This window comes from Pseudonocardia sp. ICBG601 (assembly GCF_020496245.1).
The window spans coordinates 63,362-86,637 of sequence record NZ_JAHLJA010000148.1 but is presented as its reverse complement, the minus strand read 5'-3'; the positions used below and the strand labels follow the sequence as shown (position 1 = coordinate 86,637).

Below are 23,276 nucleotides of genomic sequence, written 5' to 3'. Positions count from 1 at the left end.
TGTGACGACCCGCACCGAACCGCCCGAGGAGTACGACGTCGTGACCTCAGCCGCCGCAGCCCCCGCCGTCCCGTCCTACGCGTCCGGGACCTCGGACACGCCGTTGCTCGGCGACACCATCGGCGACGACTTCGACCGCACCGCCGCCCGGGTGCCGGACAACGACGCGCTCGTCGAGGTGCAGACCGGGCGCCGCTGGACCTACCGCGAGCTGCGGACCGCCGTCGACGACCTGGCCACCGGGCTGCTCGCCGCCGGTCTCGCCGTGGGGGACCGGGTCGGGATCTGGTCGCCGAACACCGCGGAGTGGACGCTGACCCAGTTCGCGACGGCCAAGATCGGCGTCGTCCTGGTCAACATCAACCCGTCGTACCGGACCCACGAGCTGGAGTTCGTGCTCAAGCAGGCCGGGATCTCGACGCTGGTGTCGGCGTCGTCGTTCAAGACCTCCGACTACCAGAAGATGATCGCCGAGGTCCGGGGGAACTGCCCCGACCTGCAGCGCGTCGTGATCACCGGCTCCCCCGAGTGGGACGCGCTGGCCGCGGGCGACGCCTCCCGCCGCGACGAGCTGGCGCAGGTGCAGGCGTCGCTGACGGCCGACGACCCGATCAACATCCAGTACACGTCCGGGACGACCGGGTTCCCGAAGGGCGCGACGCTGTCGCACCACAACATCCTCAACAACGGCTACTACGTCGGCCGGACCTGCGGCTACACCGAGGCCGACCGGGTCTGCATCCCGGTGCCCTTCTACCACTGCTTCGGCATGGTCATGGGCAACCTCGCCTGCTCCACCAGCGGCGCGACGATGGTCATCCCGGCGCAGGGCTTCGACCCGAAGGCGACCCTGCACGCCGTGCAGCAGGAGCGCTGCACCTCGCTCTACGGGGTGCCGACGATGTTCATCGCCGAGCTCAACGACCCCGCCTTCGGCGACTACGACCTGTCCAGCCTGCGCACCGGGATCATGGCCGGCTCGCCGTGCCCGGTCGAGGTGATGAAGCAGGTCGTCGACCGGATGGGCATGACCGAGGTGACCATCGCCTACGGCATGACCGAGACCAGCCCGGTGTCCACCCAGACCCGGGCCGACGACTCCGTCGAGCGCCGGGTCTCCACGGTCGGGCGGGTGCACCCGCACCTGGAGGTCAAGGTCGTCGACCCGGAGACGGGCCGCACGCTGCCGCGCGGCGAGCCGGGCGAGCTGTGCACCCGCGGCTACTCGGTGATGCTGGGCTACTGGGAGCAGCCGGAGAAGACCGCCGAGGTCATCGACCGCGCCCGCTGGATGCACACCGGCGACCTCGCCGTGATGGACGACGAGGGCTACGTCAACATCACCGGCCGGATCAAGGACATGGTCATCCGCGGCGGCGAGAACGTGTACCCGCGCGAGATCGAGGAGTTCCTCTACACCCACCCCGACGTCGTCGACGCCCAGGTCATCGGTGTCCCCGACGAGCGCTACGGCGAGGAGCTCTGCGCCTGGGTGGTGCTGCGCGAGGGCTCCGCGCCCATGACCGCCGACACGCTGCGCGAGTTCGCCACCGGGAAGCTGGCGCACTACAAGATCCCGCGCTACGTGCTCGTCGTCGACGAGTTCCCGATGACGGTCACCGGCAAGGTCCGCAAGGTCGAGATGCGGGAGAAGTCGGTCGGGCTGCTCGACCTGGAGAGTGCGGCGAACGTCCGAAACGCCTGACCCCGGACGGGTCCCCAGGCGTACCATCGGTGACGGCGCGTCCGGCGAGCCCGGGCGCGTTTGTCGTGCACGCAGCAACACAGCAAGCAGGAATCGAGGACGACGGTGCCCACCGGCAGGGTGAAGTGGTACGACGCGGAGAAGGGCTTCGGCTTCCTCTCCCAGGACGGCGGTGAGGACGTCTACGTGCGCAAGGCGGCGCTGCCGTCCGGCGTGGAGGCGCTCAAGTCCGGCCAGCGGGTCGAGTTCGGGATGGCCGAGGGCCGCCGCGGGCCGCAGGCGCTCTCCGTGCGCATCGTCGAGAAGCAGGCGTCCGCGGTGGAGAACGCGCGCCGTCCCGCCGAGGAGCTGCACGGTCTGATCGAGGACATGATGGGCCTGCTGGAGAACAAGATCCAGCCGGCTCTGCGACACGGGCGCTACCCGGACCGCAAGACCTGCAAGCTGGCCGCCGAGGTCGTGCGGGCCGTCGCCCGCGACCTGGACGGCTGACCGCCCGTCCCGTCGCGCCGCGCCCCGGCAGCTGCGTGGCGACCCGGCGCGGTGCGCGGCGACCCGTGCGTGGGGTGCCGCGGAACGTGGCGGGGTGCCGCGCAGGCGGCGGAATGGCGGCGGGTACGGACGGTGTTGGGGCGACTGTGCGCCTGTCGATGTTGGACCGCTCGCGGACGCGGGCCGGGGAGCCCGACGCCGCCGCGGTCCGCGGCACGGTGGCGCGGGCCGTCCGCGCCGAGCAGCTCGGCTACCACCGGTTCTGGGTGGCCGAGCACCACGCCGTGCCCGGGATCGCGTCGGGCAGCCCACCGGTCCTGATGGCCGCGGTGGGCGCGGCGACCTCGCGGATCCGGGTCGGCTCGGGCGGGATCATGCTGCCCAACCACCAGCCGCTCGTCGTCGCGGAGCAGGTCGCGCTGCTGGAGGCACTGCACCCCGGGCGGATCGACCTGGGCATCGGCCGCTCGCCCGGGTTCACCGAGCCGGTCCGCCGCGCCCTGCGCGCGGGCGGGGCCGGCGACGCGGAGTTCCGCGCCGCCCTCGACGAGCTCCGCTCCTTCCTCGACGGCAGCGGCCCGGTGACGGCCCGGCCGCGGCTGGAGCACGCCGTCCCGCTGTTCCTGCTCGCCACCGGCGCGGGCCTGCGGCTGGCCGGGGACCTGGGGCTGCCGGCCGTCGTCGGCGGTCCGGTGCTCGACGACCCGGCGGCACTGGCGTACTACCGCGAGCGGGCCGGGGACGCGGCGCACCTGGTGGTGTCCGCCGACGTGCTCGTCGGGGACCCGCAGCTGGCGCTGTCCGAGGCGTGGGCGCACGCCGCGGCCCGCACCACCGGGGAGTTCCCGCCGCTGGAGCCGCCGGACCCGCACCGCGCGACGACCCGGCGCCAGCGCGAGACCGTGGACCGGGCGCTGGCGAACGCGATCGTCGGCGACGAGGACACCGTCGCCGAGCGGCTCGACGACCTCGTGGCCCGCACCCGCGCCGACGAGCTGCTGGTGTTCTCCTCGACCCACGACCGCGACGCGCAGGCCGACTCCGACGCCGCGCTGGCCCGGCTGCTCGGCGCGGGCCGCTGAGCCCCGGGTCGCCCGCTCAGCCCTGCTCGCCGACCAGTACCCAGGTCGCCCGGACCGGGAACTGGATGTCGGTGCTCTCCGGGTCGATCGACGGCGGCGCCCCGAACACCTGCACCTGCGCGGTCACGAGCCGGTCGCCCGGCTCGGGCAGGGACAGCGTGAAGTCGGTGCGGGTGCCCGGCGCGGCGATCGCGCTGCGCTGTTGGACCGGGGTCGGGTCGGTGCCGCGGGTGAACGCGTAGGCGACCTGCCAGGGCGCGGAGGAGACCTCCTCGGGCACCGTGATGCGGACCTCCGTCCCGGGAGGGACCTGCGCGGTCACCCGGGCGTTCGGGGCGTCCTGGCAGTTCTGCAGGCTGGTGTCGCAGAACTGGGTGGGCGCGGCGGTCAGCGAGGTGCCGCCGACGTCGAACGTCACCGTCGGGGCCTCGCCGCCGCACCCGGCGAGGACGAGGGCGGCCGCGGCCAGGGTCCCGGCCAGCGCACCGGCGGACCGGCGGGGGCGCGGTCGGGGGCGGGTGATCACGCCGACCAGCGTACGGATCCGGGCCCGGCGCGCGGGTGGGCCCTCAGCGGGCGACGGCCGGGCGCGGCCCCAGACCGGGCACGAGCGAGGTGCCGCGGCGCACCAGCGCGGCCTGCAGCGCGAACACCGCCACCACCCCGGTCACGATCACGAACCCGGTGCGGAACGTGTCGTGCGGGGCGAGCACCCCGATCGCGCCGCCCAGCACCCAGGCCAGCTGCAGGACCGTCTCCGACCGCCCGAACGCCGACGCCCGCGCGTCCTCGGGCAGGTCGCGCTGTACCACCGCGTCGAGGCAGACCTTCGCCAGCGCGCTCGCCGTCGACGCGACCAGGGCCGCGACCACCGCCGTCGGGACGCCCGGCAGCAGCGCCACCGCCGCCGCGGCCAGCACCGCCGCCGCGGCCGCCGCGAGCACCACCGGCTCGACCCGGGAGAAGCGGCTGCGCGCCCCCACCGCGTTCCCGGCGAACAGCCCGACGCCGGCGGCCGCGCCGACCATCCCGATCACCACGAGCTGACCCGCGGGATCGCCGTCGGGGGACTGCTCGGCCCCGGCCTTCACCACGAACGCGACGAACAGCGTGAGGAACCCGGTCAGCACCCGCACCGTGCTCGTGCCCCACAGCGCGACGAGCACCGCCCGCGTCGCGGGGGCGCGGGACCGGCGCTTGCCCGGCCGGGTGGCGGGCACCGCCGCGGTCACCTCGCCCGCGGTGGACTCGACCCAGCGGGGGATCCGCAGGCAGAGCACGGCACCGGCGACGCCGAGCACCGCCGTCCACCACAGCGGCCCGGCCCCGCCGACGGCCAGCGCCGCACCGCCCGCGACGGCCCCGGCGATCCCGCCCGCGGCCATCCCGAACGTGGTGAGCCGGGAGTTCGTCGTCGCCAGGGTGATCGTCGACGGCAGCACCCGCGGGGTCACGGCCGCCTTGAGCACCAGGAACGACTTGGACAGCACCATGATCCCCAGCGCGGCCGGGTAGAGCAGCCAGTCGTCGAGGTGGAACACCAGCACCACGGCGAGCACCGCACGGCCGGCGCAGGACACCGCCATCGCGATCCGCCTGCCCCGCTGCAACCGGTCCAGCGCGGGGCCGATCACCGGCGCCACCAGCGCGAACGGCGCGACGGTGATCGCCAGGTAGAGCGCCACGTTCGCTGTGGACTCCGCCGTCGCCGCCGCGAAGAACAGCGTGTTCGCCAGCGCGACGGCCACCGCCGCGTCGAGCGCGTAGGTCAGCATCGTGGCGTAGGTGAGCGCCGTCAGCCCGGACCGGTCGGCGCCGTCGGCGGTCGCGGCGCGCCGGAACAGCGCGACCGCGCGCCCGCCCAGCTCGCGGGTGCGGTGCACGGCGACCCGGGTGACCGTCAGCTTGCGGGGGACCGCGGCCGGGCCGGGGCGGGGCAGCTCGTCGGTGGCGGCACCGGCGGAGCGCGCACGGCGCAGCGCCGGGTCCGAGGCGATCGGGGCGGTGCGCGGGTCCGGGCCACGTCTCGACCCGGCCGCCCGGCGGCGGCTGCGGAACGGGTTCGGTGCCACGCGGTCATTGTGCAGGCGGGCACCGACGGTTCCGGCGATCCCGCCGGGTGGTGTCACCCGCCCGGCGCAGCGCCGGTCAGGCCGGGGGCACCGGGAGCCGCACCCGGAACGTCGTCGGCCACAGCTTTCCGGTGAGCAGGTACTCGTCGCCGTCGACGTGGGCGATGCCGTTGAGCACGTCGGCCCCGGCCCGTTGCCCGGCCGGCAGCAGCCCGGTCGCGTCGACGACGGCGTCGACCACCCCGGTCGACGGGTCGATCCGCACCAGGTCGTCGGTCTGCCAGACGTTGGCCCACACCCGGTCCCCGACGCACTCCAGCTCGTTGAGCCGGGTCACCGGGGCGCCGTCCAGGGTGACGGCCACCGAGCCGGTCCGCGCCAGGTCGGCCGGGTCGTGGAAGAACAGCCGGTCGGTGCCGTCCGAGCGCACCACGCGGTCGCCGGAGCCGCCGGAGAGCAGGCACAGCCCCCAGCCCTCGCCGTCGACGGGCACCTCGCGCAGCGGCCGCAGCGTCGCCCGGTCCCACTCGACCGCCACCCCGTCCTGCCAGGTCAGCTGCCAGATCCGGTCCCCGACGACGGTGATGCCCTCCCCGAAGTACGCCGGTGGCAGCGGGCTCGCCGCCCGCACCGCGCCCGTCGCCGGGTCCAGCGCGCGCAGCTGCGAGCGCCCCACCCGGCCGGTCCCCTCGTAGAGGGTCCCGTCGCGCAGCTCCAGGCCCTGGGTGAACGCCTGCGGGTCGTGCGGGATCTCGGCGAGGACCTGCGGACGGACCACCGGAACGGGGCCCGGGTCGGGCAGACCCGGCGCCGGTGCGGCGGCCCCGCAGGCCGCCAGGGCCAGCAGGAGGGGGAGCAGCCCCGTTACGGAGGGGCGGCGGAGCAGCGCTCGGGCGGGCACCCGCCCAGGATGCCCGGGCACGGGTGGCACACTGGTGAGGTGAGCACTGGTGAGGTGGGTGTCGAGGTCGGCGACTCCGGTGACGAGCGGGCGGAGACGCCGCAGCCCCGGGTGACACCCGCGCCGTCGCACCTGTTCGACGCGGTGGACGAGGCGCGGGCCGCGGCCGTCGAGGAGGCGGCCGACGAGCTGGGTGGCGAGGCGGCCGTGGCCGCCGTCGGCGCGCACCTGGGCACGACCGTCGAGGACGACGGCTCGGTCACCCACTCCTTCGCCGCGCACCTGCCCGGCTACCGCGGCTGGCGCTGGGCGGTCACCGTCGCCGCCGCGGCCGGTGACGGTCCGGTGACGGTCTCGGAGTCGGTGCTGCTGCCCGGCTCGACCGCACTCGTCGCGCCCGACTGGGTGCCGTGGGACCAGCGCGTGCGCCCCGGTGACCTCAAGCCCGGCGACCTGCTGCCCACCCCGGCCGACGACCCCCGCCTGGTGCCGGGATACGTCGACTCCGGGGACCCGGCCGTCGACGCGCTGGCCCGCGAGGTCGGCCTGGGCCGCGAGCGGGTGCTGTCGTTCGAGGGCCGCATCGCCGCCGCCGAGCGCTGGCAGGACGGGGAGCGCGGCCCGGCCGCCGACCTCGCCCGGTCCGCGCCCGCGTCCTGCGGGACCTGCGGGTTCCTGGTGCCGCTCGCCGGGTCGCTGCAGGGCGTGTTCGGGGTCTGCGCGAACGGCTCCTCCCCGGCCGACGCCCAGGTCGTCGCCGTCGGCTTCGGCTGCGGCGCGCACTCCTCGGTCGCCGAGCCGTCCGGCTCCCCGGTCCACGTCTCGGCCCTGGTCTACGACGACGGCGTCGACCTCGAGCCGGTCGGGTCCTGAGCCCGACCGGCGTCGCGGGCGGCACCGACCCGTTCGGCACGGCGGCGCTGCGGGACGGGGTCCTGGCGGCCTGGTCGTCGTCGCCGACCCGGTTCCGGGAGGACGTCAACGCCGAGGACGACCTGCGCCGCGGCGGGTACGCCGACACCTGGGTCGCCGAACTGCTCCAGAACGCCGCCGACGCCGCGCTCGCCGCGGACCTTCCCGGCCGGGTCCGGGCCGTCGTGGTGGACGGTGAGCTGCGCGTCGCCAACACCGGTGCCCCGCTCGACGCCGCCGGGGTCGCCGCGCTCGCCGCGCTGCGCGCCTCGGCCAAGCGGGACGCGGCCGGCGCGACCGGCCGGTTCGGCGTCGGGTTCGCCGCGGTCCTCGCCGTCTGCACCGCGCCCCGCCTGGTGACCGCCGCCGGCGGCGTCGCGTTCTCCGCGGCCCGGACCGCGGTGGAGGTGGCCGGGCTGGGCGGTGCCGCGGCCGCCGAGCTGGCCCGCGACGCCCGGGTGCCGGTGCTGCGGCTGGCCTGGCCCGCGCCGGAGGAGGAACCGCCGCCGCCCGGGTTCGCCACCGAGGTCCGGCTGCGCCCGGCGCCCGGCACCGACCCGCACGACCTGCTCGACGAGCTCGCCCGCACCGCCGGAGACCTGCTGCTGGCCCTGCCGGGGCTGGAGTCGGTCACGGCGGGCCCGGTGACCGTCGCCCGCACCGACCTCGGCGACGGCCGGGTGCGTGTCGGCGACGCCGGGTACCTGCTGGTCACCGGGGACGCGGGCGTCCGCTGGGCGCTGCCGCTGCACGGCGACCGGCCCGCCCCGTACGGCCCGGACGACGGCGAGGTCCTGCACGCCCCCACCCGCAGCGCCGAGCAGCTGTCGCTGCCCGCCCGGCTGGTCGCACCGTTCCCGCTCGACCCGGACCGCCGCCGGATCCGTGCCGACCACCCGGGCGTCGACGTGCTGGTCGACGCCGCGGCGGCCGCCTACGCCGACCTCGTCCGGCGTGTCGGCCCCGCCGACCGCACCGCCCTGGTGCCGGAGCCGGGCTTCCCGCGCTCGCCGCTCGACGGCCGGCTGCGCGAGGCGGTCACCGCGGCGCTGACCCGCACCCCGTGGCTCCCCGCCGCCACGGGCGACGCGGACGTGCTCGCACCGGAGCGGGCCGAGTGGCTCGACGTGCCCGCCGACGGGCTGCCCGAGCTGCTCGCCGCGACCGGTCCGGCGTTCGCCCGGCTCGTCGCGTCCGGGGTCGTCCCGCCCGCCGGGCTCGGCGTGGACCGGGTCGGCCCCGCCGCGCTGGCGGAGCGGCTCACCGGCGTCGAGGTGGATCCGGGCCGATGGCGGGAGCTGTACGCGGCGCTCGCCCCGGCCGCCGACACCGTCCCGGGGCTGGCCGCCGAGCTGGGCGCGCTGCCCGTCCCGCTCGTCGACGGCCGCCTGGTGCCCGGACCCGCCTCGGTGCTGCTCCCCGTCGGGGGCGACCCGGCCGGGGCGGCGGCGCTCCCCGAGCTGCGGATCGCCCACCCCGACGCCGTCCACCCGCTGCTGCGCCGCCTCGGCGCCGCCGACGCCGACCGCGACACCCTGCTCGACGCGCCCGCGCTGCACGCCGCCGTCGAGCGGTCCGTCGACGACGCCGAGGCGGGCCTGGACACCACCGCGGCGGCCCGCGCCGTCCTCGCCCTGCTCGACACCCCCGCCGCCGCGCCGGACCCGCGGTTCGGGGCCCTCGCCCTCACCGACGACGACGGCCGCCCCGCCCGTGCCGACGAGCTCGTCCTGCCCGACGCCGCCGTCCGGGACCTGCTCGACCCGGACGCCCCGGTGGGCGTGCTGGGGCCGGAGTGGGCCGACGTGCCCCGCGACGCCCTGGTCGCCGCGGGCGTGCTGGACCGGTTCACGGTCGTCGCGTTCGACCCCGACGTGCTGCACGACGCCGAGCACTACCCCGGCGACGGCGACCCGCCGCCCGCCGTCCGCGACCTCGACCTCGTCGCCGACGACCGCTGGCCCGCGGCGCTGGCCCTGCTCGCCGGCGACCGCGACACCCGGGCCGCAGCGCTCACCGGCTACACCGCCTGGTGGCTGTCGCGCCACGTCCGCCTCGACGGCCGGCTGGCCGGCACGTGGCGGCTGCGCTCGGCGACCGGGCTGACCGGGCTCTACGACGAGGTCGGGGCCCTGCCCGGAGTCGACGACGCGGTGCTCGCCGCCGTCGGCGTCCGGGACCGGGTCGTCGTCGACGGGCCGGACGAGGTCACCGAGCTGCTCGACCGGCTCGCCGACCCGGCCCGCACGGTGACCGGGGAGGTGGCCGCGGCCGCCTACTCCGCGCTCGCCGCGGCCGTCGCCGACGGCCGGGTGGACCTCGACGACGTCGACCCGCCGGACCGGGTCCGCACGGTGACCGGGTCGGTCGCGCCGACCGACCGCGCCGTCGTCCTCGACGCGCCGTGGGTGCTGCCCGCGCTGGACGCGCTGCCCGCCGTCCCCGGCGGGCCCGACCCCGCCGCCCTCGCGGAACTGCTCGACGTGCCGCTGGCCTCGGACCGGGTCGCCGGGACCGCCCGCGGCACCGGCACCCCCGGCCCGTGGACCGCCGACCCCGAGGTCGTCCTGGCACTGGCCGCGCTGGGGGAGACCGCGCCCCCGGGGCGGCTGCACCGGCACGAGGAGCTGGTCGTCGACCTCGACGACGGCGGGACGGTGACCGTCCCGGCCTGGCCCGGCCGCGGCGACGACTGGCACGCCGCGGACCCGCTGCGGGCGCTGGTGGCTGCGCTGGCGGTCCGGCGCCGTGTCAGGATGCTCCGGTGAGTGAGCGACTGCCCCGACGGGTCGCGGTGCTGTCGGTGCACACCTCCCCGACCGAGCAGCCCGGCACCGGCGACGCCGGTGGGATGAACGTCTACGTCGCGCAGACGGCGATCCGGATGGCCCGCCGCGGCGTCGAGGCGGAGATCTTCACCCGCGCCACGTCGTCGGAGCAGCCACCGACGGTCGAGCTGGAGCCGGGCGCGACGGTCCGGTTCGTCGCCGCGGGCCCCTTCGAGGGCCTCGGCAAGGACGACCTGCCGAGCCAGCTGTGCGCCTTCACCGCCGGGGTGCTGCGGGCCGAGGCCCGCCACGACCCGGGCTGGTACGACGTCGTGCACTCCCACTACTGGCTGTCCGGTCAGGTCGGCTGGCTGGCCCGGGACCGCTGGGGGGTGCCGCTGGTGCACTCCGCGCACACCCTGGCCAAGGTCAAGAACGCCGCGCTCGCCGCCGGGGACACCCCCGAGCCGCGGGTGCGGGTGATCGGCGAGGACCAGGTCGTCGCCGAGGCCGACCGGCTGGTGGCGAACACCGAGATCGAGTCCAAGCAGCTGCTGGACCTCTACGACGCCGACCCGCACCGCACCGTCACCATCCCGCCCGGGGTTGACACCGACCGCTTCCGGCCCGGGGACCGCGCCGCGGCCCGCGCCGAGCTGGGCCTGCCCCCCGAGGCGGTGGTGCTGGCGTTCGTCGGGCGCATCCAGCGGCTCAAGGCCCCCGACGTGCTGCTGCGCGCCGCCGCCGAGCTGGCCGCGCGCGCACCGGGGCTGCGGGAGCGCCTCGTGGTGCTCGTCGCGGGCGGTCCGTCCGGGTCCGGGCTGGCCGAGCCGACGTCGCTGCACGAGCTGGCCGCCGAGCTGGGGATCACCGACCTCGTCCGGTTCCTGCCGCCGCGGGCCGGCGACGAGCTGGTGACCGTCTACCGGGCGGCCGACGTCGTCGCCGTCCCGAGCCACAACGAGTCCTTCGGGCTGGTCGCGCTGGAGGCCCAGGCCTGCGGGACGCCGGTGGTGGCGACCCGGGTGGGCGGGCTGCCGGTCGCCGTCGCCGAGGGCCGGTCCGGGCTGCTCGTCACCGGGCACGACATCTCCGACTGGGCCGACGCGCTGGGCGAGCTCGCGCTCGACCCGGGCCGTCGCGAGCAGATGGGGCGGACCGCGGCGACGCACGCGCACCGCTTCTCCTGGGACCGCACGACCGACGCCCTGCTGGGCGCCTACGACGAGGCCCGCACCGAGTTCGCGGCGCGGCGACGGAGGGACGTATGAGCGACCTGGAGCAGCGGATCGGGGCCGCGCTGGCCGACTCCGGCGCCGAGCACGTCCACCGCGGGCCCGGGCAGTGGCTGGTCACCCTCCCCGGCGAGGCCCGGCTCCAGACCCAGACCTGGCTGATCCTGCGCGAGCAGACCCTCGCGGTGCAGGCGTTCGTGTGCCGCAGGCCCGACGAGAACCACGAGGGCGTCTACCGGTTCATGCTGCTGCGCAACGCCAAGCTGTACGGCGTGCACTACTGCCTGGACCGGGTCGGGGACATCCACCTCGTCGGGCGGCTGGCGCGCCACGCCGTCACCGCGGACGAGCTCGACCGTGTCCTCGGCTCGGTGCTGGAGGCCGCCGACGGCGACTTCAACACCTTCCTGGAGCTGGGCTTCGCCTCCTCCATCCGCCGCGAGTACGCCTGGCGCAGCGAGAACGGCGAGTCGACCGCGAACCTGGCCGCGTTCGAGCACCTCTTCCAGTGACCCACGGGTAACTTTTCACCGCGCTACGCGGACGGCACACGGAGGGTGCGCCTAGCATGGCGCGGACCCCCGACCGGACGTCCGTTACGTCCGGCCCGCAGGACCTCGCGAAGGAGCGAACCTTGTCGTTGCGCAGCCCGTACCCGGACGTCGAGATCCCCGACGTCTCGCTCACCGAGTTCCTGTTCGCCGACGGGTTCGGCGACCGGGCGGACGCGCCGGCGATCCTCGACGGCACCACCGGTGACCAGCTGACCTACACCGAGTTCCACGGCCTGGTCGAGAAGATCGCCGGCGGGCTCGCCGCCCGCGGCATCGGCACCGGCGACGTCGTCGCGCTGTTCGCGCCGAACCTGCCGCAGTGGGCGGCGCTGTTCCACGGCATCCTGCGCGCCAACGGCATCGTGACCAGCGCGAACTCGATGTACACCGGTGGCGAGCTGGCTCACCAGCTCAAGGACTCCGGCGCGAAGATGGTCATCACCGTCTCGCCGTTCCTCGACCGCGCCGTGGCCGGGGCGAAGGAGGCCGGGCTGTCGGAGGACGTCGTCCTCACCATCGACGCCACCGAGGGCCACGACTCGCTGCGGGACCTCGTCTCCTCGGGCGCGCCGGCACCGGAGCTCACCACCTCCGCGGACGACACCGCGGTGCTGCCCTACTCCTCCGGCACCACCGGCCTGGCCAAGGGCGTGGTGCTGACCCACCGCAACCTGGTGGCGAACCTGCTCCAGATCCAGGTCATGGGCGACGTGACCAGCGAGACCAAGATCATGGCGTTCCTGCCGTTCTTCCACATCTACGGCATGACCGTGATGATGAACCAGGGGCTGCACGCGCGCGCCACCGTCGTCACCATGCCGAAGTTCGACCTCGAGCAGTTCCTGACCATCACCCAGGACCTGCAGGTCGACCGGCTCTACATCGCCCCGCCGGTCGCCGTCGCGCTGGCCAAGCACCCGATCATCGACAAGTTCGACCTGTCCTGCGTGAAGACGATCTTCTCCGGTGCCGCCCCGCTGGACGGCGAGCTCGGCCGCGCCGTCGCCAAGCGGCTGGACTGCACCGTGCTGCAGGGCTACGGCATGACCGAGCTGTCCCCGGTCAGCCACTGCATGCCCGACGACCGCGGCGACCTCGACCTGAACTCGTCGGGCTTCGCGCTGCCGAACATCGAGTGCAAGCTGGTCGACCCGGAGTCCGGCAAGGAGGTCGGCGTCGGCGAGCGCGGCGAGCTGTGGGTGAAGGGCCCGAACGTGATGGTCGGGTACCTCAACAACACCGAGGCGACCGACGCCACCAAGGACGCCGACGGCTTCCTGCACACCGGTGACATCGCCGTCGTCGACGACGAGGGCGTCTACTCGATCGTCGACCGGGTCAAGGAGCTCATCAAGTACAAGGGCTACCAGGTGCCGCCCGCCGAGCTGGAGGCGCTGCTGCTGACCCACGACAAGATCGCCGACACCGCGGTCATCGGGGTCAAGGACGCCGACGGCGAGGAGGTGCCGAAAGCGTTCGTGGTGAAGCAGGCCTCGGGTGAGGACCTGACCGAGGACGACGTCATGAGCTTCGTCGCCGAGAAGGTCGCGCCGCACAAGAAGGTGCGCGTGGTCGAGTTCATCGACCAGATCCCGAAGTCGGCCTCGGGCAAGATCCTGCGCAAGGACCTGCGGGCCCGGGAGAACGAGAAGGCCTGACCCGCATGACCGGCCGGGACGGCGCCGTGACCTGCAGCGATGCGGGGGCGGCGCCGTCCCGTCGTCGACACACCTTCCCCGGGCTCCGCACCCGAGCCGCCGGCACGGATCCGGGACGTCGATCAGTACATGAGCGCTGTCGCGACCCGGCCGGACAGCACTCAGGTACTGATCGACGCCGGCTCGATGCACACCGGCGTCCGAACCCGGTGGGGCGGGCGCGGTGATCCGCGGGGCGGCGGCGCCGGCGTGCTGTCCTGTACCCATGACCGCCGACGCCCCCACCCCCGTGCGACTCGGCCCGTCCGACGCGGGCGAGGTCCTCACGCTGCAGCGGGCCGCCTACGTCACCGAGGCCCGGGCGCACGACGACCTGTCCCTCCCGCCGTTGACCGAGGAGCTGCCCGCGGTCCGCGAGGAGCTCGGCCGCGCCTCGGTGACGGCCTGGGGCGTCCGCGACGACCGGGGGCGGCTCGTCGCCGCCGTGCGGGTCGAGGTGCGCGGCGACGTCGCCCGGGTGAACCGCCTGGTCGTCGCACCGGACCGGCAGGGCGCAGGCCTCGGGTCCGGGCTGCTCGCGTTCGCGGAGGGCCGGCTCGGCGACGCCGTGACGACGGTCGCGCTGTTCACCGGTGAGCACAGCGCGGGCAACCTCCGCCTGTACCGGCGGGCCGGCTACGTCGAGACGCACCGGACGGGTGCCGGCACCTACGAGCTGGTCCACCTGACCAAGGCCCGCACGTCGTTCTCGGCGTGACGGGCGCGGGTCAGCGGCCCGCGGTCTGCTCGGGGGTCTCGCCGAAGGCGCGTGTGTAGGCCACGCGGAACCCGCCCGGGCGCAGGAAGCCCCACCGGCCCGCGATGCGGCCGACCGACGTCGCGTCGCCGGAGGCGCGGAGGTCGGCGCGCACGCCGTCGAGCCGGGCCCGCCACAGCACGGCGCCCGGGTCGGTCCCGGCCCGGCGCAGCCCTGCGACCGCGGCGCGGGCCGGGCCCCCGGTCAGCCGGGCCAGCTCCGCGGGGTCGACGGGGCGGTGCGCGTGGGCGCGCAGGTGCTCGGTGACGCGGCGGACCAGCCGGGCGGGCAGGGCCGGGGTGCGGGTCCGGCCGCGCCGGGTGACCTCGTCGAGCACGGTGTTCGGGAACGTCTCCAGGAACCGCGACGCCAGCAGCCCGAACGCCTCGTCGACGGCGACGGACCCGTCGAGCAGCATCGGGTTGCCGAGCACCCGGTCGCGCACGTGCACCACGGTCGCGGCCCAGCGCTGCGCGTGCGCCCCGCTCAGCGGGGTGATCCCGGACAGCCGCACCCGGTCGACCGCGACGCCGTGCACCTGCCCGGCCCAGCGGGTCAGGGCCGCCGTGTCGAGGGCGACGACGTCGAGGTCGATGTCCTCGGCGAGGTCCCGGAAGCGGCCCTCGGGCGGGAGCACGCCGACGTCGCCGGGCTGCAGCAGCACGGTGCCGTACGCCTCGGTGTCCAGGCGCATGCGCCCGCCCTGCACCAGGTCGATCATGAAGTCGTTCTCGACCGGGTCGACCGTCGCGTCGATCTCGGCGGTGACCCACAGGTCGCTCAGCGAGAACCCCGGGGCGGCGACGGTCTCGTTCCCCACCTCGAAGTCGCGGCCGTCGCCCATCGGCCGGACGACCGCGCCCGCGTAGAACTCCGCGGCGAACCGTTCGACGTCGGCCGCCGACCCCATGCGGAGGCTCAGACGTCGCACTCCGTTGCCGGGCGGTTGTCCGTTCACTCGCCCTCCACCGGTGCACCGGGTGATCGGATGCGGAAAGCTACCCCGTGACCGGGCGTCGGCGCGACCCGCGTCACCGTGGAACGGTCGGGGCCCGGCCGTAGCCTCCACCCATGGCGACCCCCTGGACGATCACCGTCGACTGTGCCGACGCACGCCTGCTCGCGGAGTTCTGGAGCGCCGCGCTCGGCTACGCCGCCGCCCCTCCGCCGACCGGGTTCGAGACCTGGGAGGCGTGGATGGTCCACCACGAGGTGCCCGCCGACGAGTGGGGCGACGTCGCCGCGATCAGCGACCCGGACGGCGCGGGCCCGCGGATCTCGTTCCTGCGGGTCGACGAGCCGCGCACGGTGAAGAACCGGCTGCACCTGGACCTGCAGGTCTCCGGCGGCAGACACCTGCCCGCCGAGCTGCGCGGCGAGCGCCTGGCGGCGGAGGCCCGGCGGCTGTGTGCGCTCGGCGCCCGGGTCGTCGAGGAGCACCTGTCCCCGAGTTCTCCACATGTGGACCACCTGTGGATGGCCGACCCGGAGGGCAACGACTTCTGCATCGTGTGAGCGGTCAGGGGGCGTCGGCGAGGTCCGCGACGTCGTCGGCGCAGCCCCAGGACAGGGTGATGCCGGAGCCGCCGTGCCCGTAGTCGTGGATCACCCGCGGCCGGGTCGCGGTGGCGGGCTCGGCCTCCAGCCGCACCTCCGGGCGGGCCGGGCGCAGGCCCGCGAGGTGCTCCAGGACCTCGGCGTCGCGCAGGGCGGGGACGATGTCGCGGCAGCGCCGCAGGATCGCCTCGCCCGCGGCCGGGTCCGGCGTCGCGTCCCAGACGCCGTCGTCGAGGGTGCCGCCGAGGACGCAGTCGTGCGCGCGGGGGTGCACGTACGCGCGTCCGCCGGGGTGCGCCTCGTCGCGGACCGACATCGTCAGGCCGGGGTTGGTGACGCGCACGATCTGCCCCCGCACCGGGGTCACCGTGGTGTCACCGACCAGGGTGCGCGCGCCCATCCCGGAGCAGTGCACGACGAGGTCGGCGTCCCGCCCGGCCTCGTCGAGCGAGGTGACGCGGCGGCGTTCCAGGACGATCCCGCGGCGCCCGGCCTCGGCGGCCAGCCAGGGCAGGTGCACCGGCATCTCGACCAGCGGCACCGTGAAGCGCAGGCCGTGGGCGTAGCCGGGCGGCAGCTCGCCGGGCCGGGCCGGGCGGACCTCGCCGACGGCGTCGGCCCACCACTGCGGCTCCGGCTCGGCCCGGTAGAGGGTCAGCGACTCCCGCATCACGACGCCGGGGACGCCGTCGGCGGCCTGGCGGGCCAGCTCGGTGAAGGTGCGCCGGCCCCAGTCGAGGACCTTGTCCCGCGGCCCGGCGCGGGTCGGGAACCACACGGCCGCGGCCAGGTGCGACGTCGACGCCTCCCCCGGCGCGTCGGCCAGCACCCGCACCGACCAGCCCCGCTCCCGCAGCCGGACCGCGCAGCTCAGGCCCGCGATCCCGGCGCCGACCACCACCGCCCGTCGGTTGCCTCCCATGCCGGCGATCCTCGCAGCCACCGGCCCCGGATCGTCATCCGGACGTCGGCGCCCGGCCACCCCCGGGGCGCACACTCGGCCCGGTGACCGCACCGCTGCTGACCGGCCCGGCACTGGCCCGCCGGGCCGCGCTCGTCCTCGCCGTCCCGCTGCAGGCCGCGCTGGGCGCCCGGCTGCTCGACGACGCCGACCCGGCCGCCGGGGTCGCGTTCACCGTCGACGAGCTCGCCGACGGCGGCGCGGGCGGCGCGCACGCCGGTGCGCTGGCCGTCGGGCTGGAGGTGGCCGCGCTGCTCGCCGTCCTGCCGCACCTTACCGAGGCCGAGCACGCGGTGTCGGTGTCCACCGCGGTCACGCTGCCCGCGCAGGCCCCGCGGGGCCGGGAGGTCGCGTTCCGCGGAACGCTCGACCGGCGCACCGGCCGGTCCGCGTTCACCTCGGTGACGGCCGTCTGCGACGGCGTCGTCGTCGCCCGGGCCCAGGTCGTGAAGGCCGTCGTCGGCTTTCAGCCGGGGTAGGCGGCGTCGAAGAACGCCAGCTCCAGGTCCACCGCGCGGACGAACAGCGCCGCGACCCGCTCCCGGTGGACGGGGTCGAGCCGGTCGGCGGCGCGGTCGAGCTCGTCGCGCAGGAACGCGACCCACTCCTCGAACTCGACGCCGCGGTGCAGCTCGATCCACTCGCGGGAGATCCGGTCGTCGGGGGTGGTGGCGCCCGGCCGGGTCGCCCAGTCCAGGTACAGCCACTCGGCGACGACCAGCACAGCCAGGGTCTCGGCGTACCCGGCGTCGCGGGCCTCGTCCATCAGGTCGACGAACCCGACGGTCGGCGCGGTCCGCTCCGGCTCGGTGTTCCCGTCCAGCTCACCGAGCGAGCGCTCGAAGTAGTCGTTCTCCGGGCCCGCGACCAGCCCGAGCTGACGGGCCAGCCGGACCCGCGGGCCGGGCCGGTCGGCCGTCGCGACGGCGGCGCCGAGCAGCGCGAGGAACGAGTCGACGAACTGCAGGTCCTGCTCCAGGTAGTGCCGCAGCACGCCGCGGTCCAGAGCGCCGGACCACAGCTCGTCGACGAACCGGTGCCCGACCGCCGCGTCCCAGGTCGCGGCCGTCGACTCGCGCAGCTGCGCGCTGAATCCCATGCCGCCCAGGCTAGGCGCCGCCCCCGGACGCGGCCCGGGGTGTGACAACGGGCGACGCCCGGGTGACCATTGCGCAACGCACCGGCCACCGCCGGCTGTGGCACCGAGGAGGGGGAGGCGCCATGACGGAGACCGCGAACCGGCCGGAGGCCGGTGGCGAGCTGAAGGCGGGGCTGCGCGACCGGCACGTCACGATGATCAGCATCGCCGGGGTGATCGGCGCCGGGCTGTTCATCGGCTCCGGCAGCGCGATCGCCACCGCGGGCCCCGCGGTGCTGCTGGCCTACCTCTTCGCCGGGACGCTGGTCGTGCTGGTCATGCGGATGCTCGGCGAGATGGCGGCCGCGCAGCCGGACTCCGGCTCGTTCTCCACCTACGCCGACCGGGCGATCGGGCCGTGGGCCGGGTTCACCGTCGGCTGGCTGTACTGGTGGTTCTGGGTCCTCGTGATCCCGGTGGAGGCCACCGCGGCCGCGGTCATCCTCAACTCGTGGCTGCCCGGGGTGCCGCAGTGGGGCTGGGCGCTGGCCGTCACCGTGCTGCTGACGGTGACCAACCTGTTCTCCGTCGCCAACTACGGCGAGTTCGAGTTCTGGTTCGCCCTGCTCAAGGTGGTCGCGATCATCGCGTTCATCGTCGTCGGGGTCCTGGCGGTGCTGGGCCTGCTGCCCGGCTTCGTCGGCGACGACTCGTCGGTGTCGGGGCTGTCCCGGCTGGTGTCCGAGGGCGGGTTCCTGCCGAACGGGCCGGGCGCGGTGGTCGCCGCGGTGCTGGTGACGATGTTCAGCTTCATGGGCACCGAGATCGTCACGATCGCGGCCGCGGAGTCCGGCGACCCGGCCCGCGGGATCGGCCGGGCCACCCGCTCGGTGATCTGGCGGATCGCGGTGTTCTACCTGGCCTCGATCCTGCTCGTCGTCGCGATCGTGCCGTGGAACGACCCGCGGCTGCCCGAGGTCGGCTCCTACCAGGCGGCCCTGGAGGCGCTGGGCGTCCCGTCGGCCAAGCTGATCGTCGACGTCGTGGTGCTCGTCGCCGTCGCCAGCTGCCTGAACTCGGCGCTGTACACGGCGTCGCGGATGCTGTTCTCGCTCGGCCGCCGCGGGCAGGCCCCGGACCTGGTCAACCGGACCACCTCCCAGGGCGTGCCGCGGTTCGCGGTGCTCGGGTCGACGCTGGTCGGGTTCGTCGCGGTGATCGCGAACTATGCCTTCCCCGAGGAGGTCTTCGCCGCGCTGCTCGCGACCTCCGGCGCGATCGCGCTGCTGGTCTACCTGGTCATCGCGGTGTCCCAGCTGCGGATGCGCCGGGTGCTGGAGCGCGACGGCGTCGCGATGCCGGTGCGGATGTGGGGCTACCCGGTGCTCACCTGGGCGGTGATCGTCGTGATCCCGGTGGTGCTCGTCTACATGGCCACCCGCGAGGGCTCGCGCTTCGAGCTGGGCATGACCGCGCTCATCGCGGCCGGTGTCGTGGGTGTCGGCGTGCTGCTCACCCGGCGTCGCGCGCGGGCCGCCGTGCGGTGACCCCACGGCGCTCGCCTACGGTGATCACGCGCGAGGGGGTGGGGCGATGACGGCGCGAGCACTGGTCCGCAACGGGGCGATGCCGCTGTGGCAGCAGCTGCTGGCGGACCTGCGCCGCCGGCTGTCCGACGGCGAGTTCGACGAGGCCCTGCCCGGCGAGTTCGCGCTGGCCGCCGACTACGGGGTCAGCAGGCACACCGTGCGCGAGGCGCTGCGCCGGCTGCGGGAGGACGGCGCCGTCGTCGCCGGACGGGGGCGGGTCGCCCGCCCGACCGTGCGCTCGGAGATCGAGCAGCCGCTCGACGAGCCGTACTCGCTCTACGTGGCGGTCGAGTCCGCCGGGCGCACCCAGCGCAGCGTGGTGCGGACCTTCGAGGTCCGCGCCGACGGCGTGGTCGCGGCCCGGATGGGGCTGGAGGAGTCCACGCCGCTGGTGCACCTGGAGCGGCTGCGTCTCGCCGACGCCGAGCCGCTCGCCGTCGACCGGGTGTGGCTGCCCGAGGAGCTGGCGGCGCCGCTGCTCGACGTCGACTTCACCCACACCGGCATCTACCCCGAGTACCGGCGCCGCTGCGGGATCCGTGTCGACGGCGGCATGGAGAACATCCGAGCCGTGCTGCCCGGGCGCGGCGAGCGGGAGCTGCTCGGCATCGACGAGGGCGTCGCCGCCCTGTCGATCGAGCGGCTCGGCCTGTCCGCCGGGCGCCCCGTGGAGTGGCGGCACACCCTGGTCCGCGGCGACCGGTTCTCGGTCACCGCCCAGTTCTCGTCCCGCTCGGGCTACCGGGTGGACCTCAACGAGCCGGGCTGAGGCGCGGCTCAGGCCGGGACCGAGACGCCGATCCCGCCGCGGGTGTCCGCGCCGTAGCGGGCGATCTCGGCCGCGATGTCGAGCGGCTCGATGCGCATGTCGTGGTCGTCGCCGTCGATCAGGGCCGCCGGGACCAGCCAGCACACCTCGAACTCCAGACCGTCGGGGTCCTTCGCGTAGAGCGCCTTGGTCGTGCCGTGGTCCGAGGCGCCGACCAGGGCCCCGGCCGCCTGCAGCCGCTCGCCGATCCGGGCGAGCTCGCCGAGGGTGTCGACCTCCCACGCCAGGTGGTAGAGCCCGACGGTGCCGCGGCCCGCCTGCGAGGCCCCGGCCTGCGCGCCGATCCCGAACAGGGCGAGGTCGTGGTCGTTGGTCGAGCCCTCGGCCTGCAGGAACGCGCCGCGCCCGCCCGGGAGCTCGACGACCGGGCGGAAGCCGAGGGTGTCGCGGTAGAAGCCGACGCTGCGCGGGACGTCGCGGACGTAGAGGACGGCGTGGTTGAGGCGCTGGACGGGCACGGCTGCTCCTTTGGTTGAACTCTCAACCGACTACGGTACGCGGTGACCCGTGAGAGTTCAACGAGTCACCAGCCAGGTCAGGACGACGGCCGAGCGGGTGTGGTCGACGTCGGCCGCGAGCCGCAGCCGCTCCAGAGCGTCCTCCAGGGACCGCACGTCGCGCGAGCGCAGCAGGACCAGCGCGTCGGCCTCCCCGGTGACCGTCCCCGCCGTGACGACCTCCGGCACCGCCGACAGCATCCGCTGCAGCTCGGCCGGGGCGACCGTGCCGCGGCAGAACAGCTCGACGTAGGCCTCCACGCCCGGACCCTGCTCGACGTCGGGGTCCACCTGCACGGTGAAGCCCCGCACCACGCCGCGGGCGGTCAGCCGATCCACCCGGCGCCGCACCGCCGACGCCGACAGGCCCACCCGCTCGCCCAGCTCGGCCCAGCCGGCCCGCCCGTCGACCCGGAGGAGGTCCAGCAGTCTGCGGTCGATCGCGTCGATCCCGTCCACGACGCCGGATGCTAGACCGGGCCGCGCGGAACCGGCGCCGAACCGGGACTGAACGCGCGGATCGTGCGCCCGAAGCCGGGAAACGCACGGGGTGTGCGCGCCATGCTGTTCCCATGACCTCTGTGCTGATGTGCCGCCCCGAGCACTTCACGGTGAGCTACCGGATCAACCCGTGGATGCGTCCGGAGCAGGCGACCGACACCCGGCTCGCGCTGGCGCAGTGGGAGACCCTGCACGCGGTCTACCGCGACCTCGGGTTCGACGTCCGGCTCGTCGACCCGCTGCCCGGGTACCCGGACATGGTCTACGCCGCCAACGGCGGCACCGTGATCGACGGGACCGCCCTCACCGCCCGGTTCCGGCACACCGAGCGGGCCGCCGAGGGGCCCGCGTACGGCGCGTGGTTCCGGGCCGCCGGGTTCGGCGTGCACGAGGCCCGCCACGTCAACGAGGGCGAGGGCGACCTGCTGCTCGTCGGCGACACCGTCTACGCCGGCACCGGGTTCCGCACCGACCCGCGTGCGCACGCCGAGGCCGCGGAGGTGTTCGGCCGCGAGGTCGTGTCCCTGCAGCTGGTCGACCCGCGCTACTACCACCTCGACACCGCGTTCGCGGTGCTCGACCCGGCCGGCGGGCCGGGCGCGGTCGCCTACCTGCCCGGCGCGTTCGACGACGCCTCCCAGGAGGTGCTGCGGTTCCGCTTCCCGGACGCGGTGGTCGTCTCCGACGACGACGCGGCGGTGCTGGGCCTGAACTGCTTCTCCGACGGGCGCACGGTCGTCCACGCGCCGCAGGCCGAGAAGTTCGCGGCCGACCTGGCCGAGCGCGGGTTCGGCACCGTCGGCGTCGACACCTCGGAGCTGCGCCGGGGCGGCGGCGGCATCAAGTGCGCCACGCTGGAGCTGCGGTCGTGACCGCCGTGGTCCCGGGCACCGACCCGCAGATCGCCCTCGCCGAGGAATTCGGCGTCCGGAACTACGCGCCGTTGCCGGTGGTGCTGTCCCACGGCGACGGCGCCTGGGTCACCGATGTCGACGGCGTCCGCTACCTCGACGCGCTCGCGGGCTACTCCGCGCTCAACTTCGGGCACCGCCACCCCGCGCTCACCGCGGCCGCGCACGCCCAGCTCGACACGCTCACCCTGACCGCGCGGGCGTTCCACAACGACCGGCTGCCGGCGTTCCAGCGCGACCTCGCCGCGCTGACCGGCACCGAGGCCGTCCTGCCGATGAACACCGGCGCGGAGGCCGTCGAGTCCGCGGTGAAGGTTGCCCGTGCCTGGGGGTACCGGGTGAAGGGCGTGCGGCCGGGGGCGGCGCGGATCGTCGTCGCCGGGGGGAACTTCCACGGCCGCACGACGACGGTGGTCTCCTTCTCCGACGACCCGGTCGCCCGCGACGACTTCGGCCCGTTCACCCCCGGCTTCGACCGCGTCCCCTACGGCGACGCCGACGCGCTGGCCGCCGCGCTCACCGACGACACCGTCGCGGTGCTGCTCGAACCGGTGCAGGGCGAGGCCGGGGTGCTCGTGCCGCCGCCCGGCTACCTGCGCGCGGTCCGCGAGCTCACCGAGCGGCGGGGCGTGCTGCTGGTCTGCGACGAGATCCAGTCCGGGCTCGGCCGGGCCGGGGCCACGCTGTGCACCGACCTGTCCGGGGTGCGCGCCGACCTCTACACCCTCGGCAAGGCGCTCGGCGGCGGGATCGTGCCGGTCAGCGCCGTCGTCGGGCGGCGCGACGTGCTCGGCGTGCTGCGCCCCGGCGAGCACGGCTCCACCTTCGGCGGCAACCCGCTCGCCGCCGCCGTCGGGTCCGCGGTGTGCGCGCTGCTGGCGACGGGGGAGTACCAGGCGCGGGCCCGCGAGCTCGGCGCGCACCTGGACGCGCGGTTGCGCGCGCTGCCCGGGCTCACCGCCGTGCGCGGGGTGGGGCTGTGGTCCGGCGTCGACGTCGACCCGCGCATCGGCACCGGCCGCGACGTGTGCGTCGCACTCGCCCGGCGCGGGGTGCTGGCCAAGGAGACCCACGGCGTGACCGTGCGGCTGTCCCCGCCGCTGGTGGTCACCCACGACGAGGTGGACGTGCTGGTGGACACGTTCGGGGCCGCGCTCGGGGACCTTTCCCGGGGGTAG

General features: G+C 75.5%; 23 protein-coding genes. 15 read left to right on the top strand and 8 right to left on the bottom strand.

Annotated elements, in window-relative coordinates:
* Positions 1–40: 40 nt before the first annotated feature.
* From KPL57_RS29495 to KPL57_RS29485, 3 genes are all read left to right on the top strand, one after another.
* Positions 41–1,705 carry an AMP-binding protein gene (locus tag KPL57_RS29495; RefSeq protein WP_226356578.1) on the top strand — a complete coding sequence of 555 codons (1,665 nt, stop codon included), beginning with the start codon at positions 41–43 and terminating at the stop codon, positions 1,703–1,705.
* Positions 1,706–1,810: 105 nt separating this feature from the next.
* Complete coding sequence (locus tag KPL57_RS29490) at positions 1,811–2,197, top strand: cold-shock protein (protein WP_062398128.1); 387 nt, start codon at positions 1,811–1,813, stop codon at positions 2,195–2,197.
* Positions 2,198–2,355: 158 nt separating this feature from the next.
* Positions 2,356–3,279 (top strand): MsnO8 family LLM class oxidoreductase, encoded by a 924-nt coding sequence (locus KPL57_RS29485; protein ID WP_264198681.1) that lies wholly within the window; start codon positions 2,356–2,358, stop codon positions 3,277–3,279.
* Positions 3,280–3,295: 16 nt separating this feature from the next.
* On the opposite strand, the gene KPL57_RS29480 is transcribed toward KPL57_RS29485, so the two are convergent.
* From KPL57_RS29480 to KPL57_RS29470, 3 genes are all read right to left on the bottom strand, one after another.
* On the bottom strand, positions 3,296–3,805 hold the full coding sequence (locus KPL57_RS29480) for a DUF2771 family protein (RefSeq protein WP_226353965.1): 510 nt from the start codon (positions 3,803–3,805) through the stop codon (positions 3,296–3,298).
* A 43-nt stretch (positions 3,806–3,848) separates the two neighbouring features.
* Complete coding sequence (locus KPL57_RS29475) at positions 3,849–5,351, bottom strand: MFS transporter (protein ID WP_226353964.1); 1,503 nt, start codon at positions 5,349–5,351, stop codon at positions 3,849–3,851.
* A 76-nt stretch (positions 5,352–5,427) separates the two neighbouring features.
* Positions 5,428–6,252: a glutaminyl-peptide cyclotransferase gene (locus KPL57_RS29470; RefSeq protein ID WP_226353963.1), complete on the bottom strand. Its 825-nt coding sequence runs from the start codon at positions 6,250–6,252 to the stop codon at positions 5,428–5,430.
* Positions 6,253–6,291: 39 nt separating this feature from the next.
* Between KPL57_RS29470 and KPL57_RS29465 the strand changes: the two genes are divergently transcribed.
* The 6 genes from KPL57_RS29465 (at position 6,292) to KPL57_RS29440 (ending at position 14,136) form a co-directional block, all read left to right on the top strand.
* Positions 6,292–7,125, top strand: a complete 834-nt coding sequence (locus tag KPL57_RS29465) for a DUF3027 domain-containing protein (RefSeq protein WP_308253049.1) — start codon at positions 6,292–6,294, stop codon at positions 7,123–7,125.
* Positions 7,023–9,932 (top strand): sacsin N-terminal ATP-binding-like domain-containing protein, encoded by a 2,910-nt coding sequence (locus KPL57_RS29460; RefSeq protein WP_374203855.1) that lies wholly within the window; start codon positions 7,023–7,025, stop codon positions 9,930–9,932. The genes KPL57_RS29465 and KPL57_RS29460 overlap by 103 nt, the downstream gene beginning before the upstream one ends.
* On the top strand, positions 9,929–11,203 hold the full coding sequence (gene mshA, locus KPL57_RS29455) for a D-inositol-3-phosphate glycosyltransferase (RefSeq protein WP_226353961.1): 1,275 nt from the start codon (positions 9,929–9,931) through the stop codon (positions 11,201–11,203). The genes KPL57_RS29460 and mshA overlap by 4 nt, the downstream gene beginning before the upstream one ends.
* Positions 11,200–11,679 carry a YbjN domain-containing protein gene (locus KPL57_RS29450; protein WP_226353960.1) on the top strand — a complete coding sequence of 160 codons (480 nt, stop codon included), beginning with the start codon at positions 11,200–11,202 and terminating at the stop codon, positions 11,677–11,679. The genes mshA and KPL57_RS29450 overlap by 4 nt, the downstream gene beginning before the upstream one ends.
* 122 nt (positions 11,680–11,801) lie before the next feature.
* A complete protein-coding gene (locus KPL57_RS29445) occupies positions 11,802–13,379 on the top strand; it encodes an AMP-binding protein (RefSeq protein ID WP_226353959.1) in 1,578 nt (525 codons plus the stop codon).
* Positions 13,380–13,644: 265 nt separating this feature from the next.
* Positions 13,645–14,136 carry an N-acetyltransferase gene (locus KPL57_RS29440; RefSeq protein WP_226353958.1) on the top strand — a complete coding sequence of 164 codons (492 nt, stop codon included), beginning with the start codon at positions 13,645–13,647 and terminating at the stop codon, positions 14,134–14,136.
* Between the two features lie 10 nt (positions 14,137–14,146).
* Here the strand turns inward: KPL57_RS29440 and KPL57_RS29435 are convergent, their stop codons facing one another.
* Positions 14,147–15,085: an AraC family transcriptional regulator gene (locus tag KPL57_RS29435; protein ID WP_226353957.1), complete on the bottom strand. Its 939-nt coding sequence runs from the start codon at positions 15,083–15,085 to the stop codon at positions 14,147–14,149.
* Positions 15,086–15,246: 161 nt separating this feature from the next.
* On the opposite strand from KPL57_RS29435, the gene KPL57_RS29430 reads away from it, so the two are divergent.
* Positions 15,247–15,690 carry a VOC family protein gene (locus KPL57_RS29430; RefSeq protein ID WP_226353956.1) on the top strand — a complete coding sequence of 148 codons (444 nt, stop codon included), beginning with the start codon at positions 15,247–15,249 and terminating at the stop codon, positions 15,688–15,690.
* Positions 15,691–15,694: 4 nt separating this feature from the next.
* Here the strand turns inward: KPL57_RS29430 and KPL57_RS29425 are convergent, their stop codons facing one another.
* Positions 15,695–16,654 carry an FAD-dependent oxidoreductase gene (locus KPL57_RS29425; protein ID WP_226353955.1) on the bottom strand — a complete coding sequence of 320 codons (960 nt, stop codon included), beginning with the start codon at positions 16,652–16,654 and terminating at the stop codon, positions 15,695–15,697.
* 83 nt (positions 16,655–16,737) lie between these two features.
* On the opposite strand from KPL57_RS29425, the gene KPL57_RS29420 reads away from it, so the two are divergent.
* Positions 16,738–17,172, top strand: coding sequence for a hypothetical protein (locus KPL57_RS29420; RefSeq protein WP_226353954.1), 435 nt, complete (start codon positions 16,738–16,740; stop codon positions 17,170–17,172).
* On the opposite strand, the gene KPL57_RS29415 is transcribed toward KPL57_RS29420, so the two are convergent.
* On the bottom strand, positions 17,160–17,792 hold the full coding sequence (locus KPL57_RS29415; protein WP_226353953.1) for a TenA family protein: 633 nt from the start codon (positions 17,790–17,792) through the stop codon (positions 17,160–17,162). The two genes, KPL57_RS29420 and KPL57_RS29415, sit on opposite strands and share 13 nt — an antisense overlap.
* 122 nt (positions 17,793–17,914) lie before the next feature.
* Between KPL57_RS29415 and gabP the strand changes: the two genes are divergently transcribed.
* Both gabP and KPL57_RS29405 read left to right on the top strand, forming a co-directional pair.
* Positions 17,915–19,318: a GABA permease gene (gene gabP, locus KPL57_RS29410; RefSeq protein WP_226353952.1), complete on the top strand. Its 1,404-nt coding sequence runs from the start codon at positions 17,915–17,917 to the stop codon at positions 19,316–19,318.
* A gap of 46 nt (positions 19,319–19,364) precedes the next feature.
* Positions 19,365–20,129, top strand: a complete 765-nt coding sequence (locus tag KPL57_RS29405; RefSeq protein WP_208818916.1) for a GntR family transcriptional regulator — start codon at positions 19,365–19,367, stop codon at positions 20,127–20,129.
* An 8-nt stretch (positions 20,130–20,137) separates the two neighbouring features.
* On the opposite strand, the gene KPL57_RS29400 is transcribed toward KPL57_RS29405, so the two are convergent.
* Complete coding sequence (locus KPL57_RS29400) at positions 20,138–20,647, bottom strand: VOC family protein (protein ID WP_100878790.1); 510 nt, start codon at positions 20,645–20,647, stop codon at positions 20,138–20,140.
* Between the two features lie 57 nt (positions 20,648–20,704).
* Positions 20,705–21,136, bottom strand: coding sequence for an Lrp/AsnC family transcriptional regulator (locus tag KPL57_RS29395; protein ID WP_208818931.1), 432 nt, complete (start codon positions 21,134–21,136; stop codon positions 20,705–20,707).
* A 122-nt stretch (positions 21,137–21,258) separates the two neighbouring features.
* On the opposite strand from KPL57_RS29395, the gene ddaH reads away from it, so the two are divergent.
* Positions 21,259–22,059: a dimethylargininase gene (gene ddaH / locus KPL57_RS29390; RefSeq protein WP_226353951.1), complete on the top strand. Its 801-nt coding sequence runs from the start codon at positions 21,259–21,261 to the stop codon at positions 22,057–22,059.
* Positions 22,056–23,276, top strand: coding sequence for an ornithine--oxo-acid transaminase (gene rocD / locus KPL57_RS29385; protein WP_374203809.1), 1,221 nt, complete (start codon positions 22,056–22,058; stop codon positions 23,274–23,276). Before ddaH ends, rocD begins: the two co-directional genes overlap by 4 nt.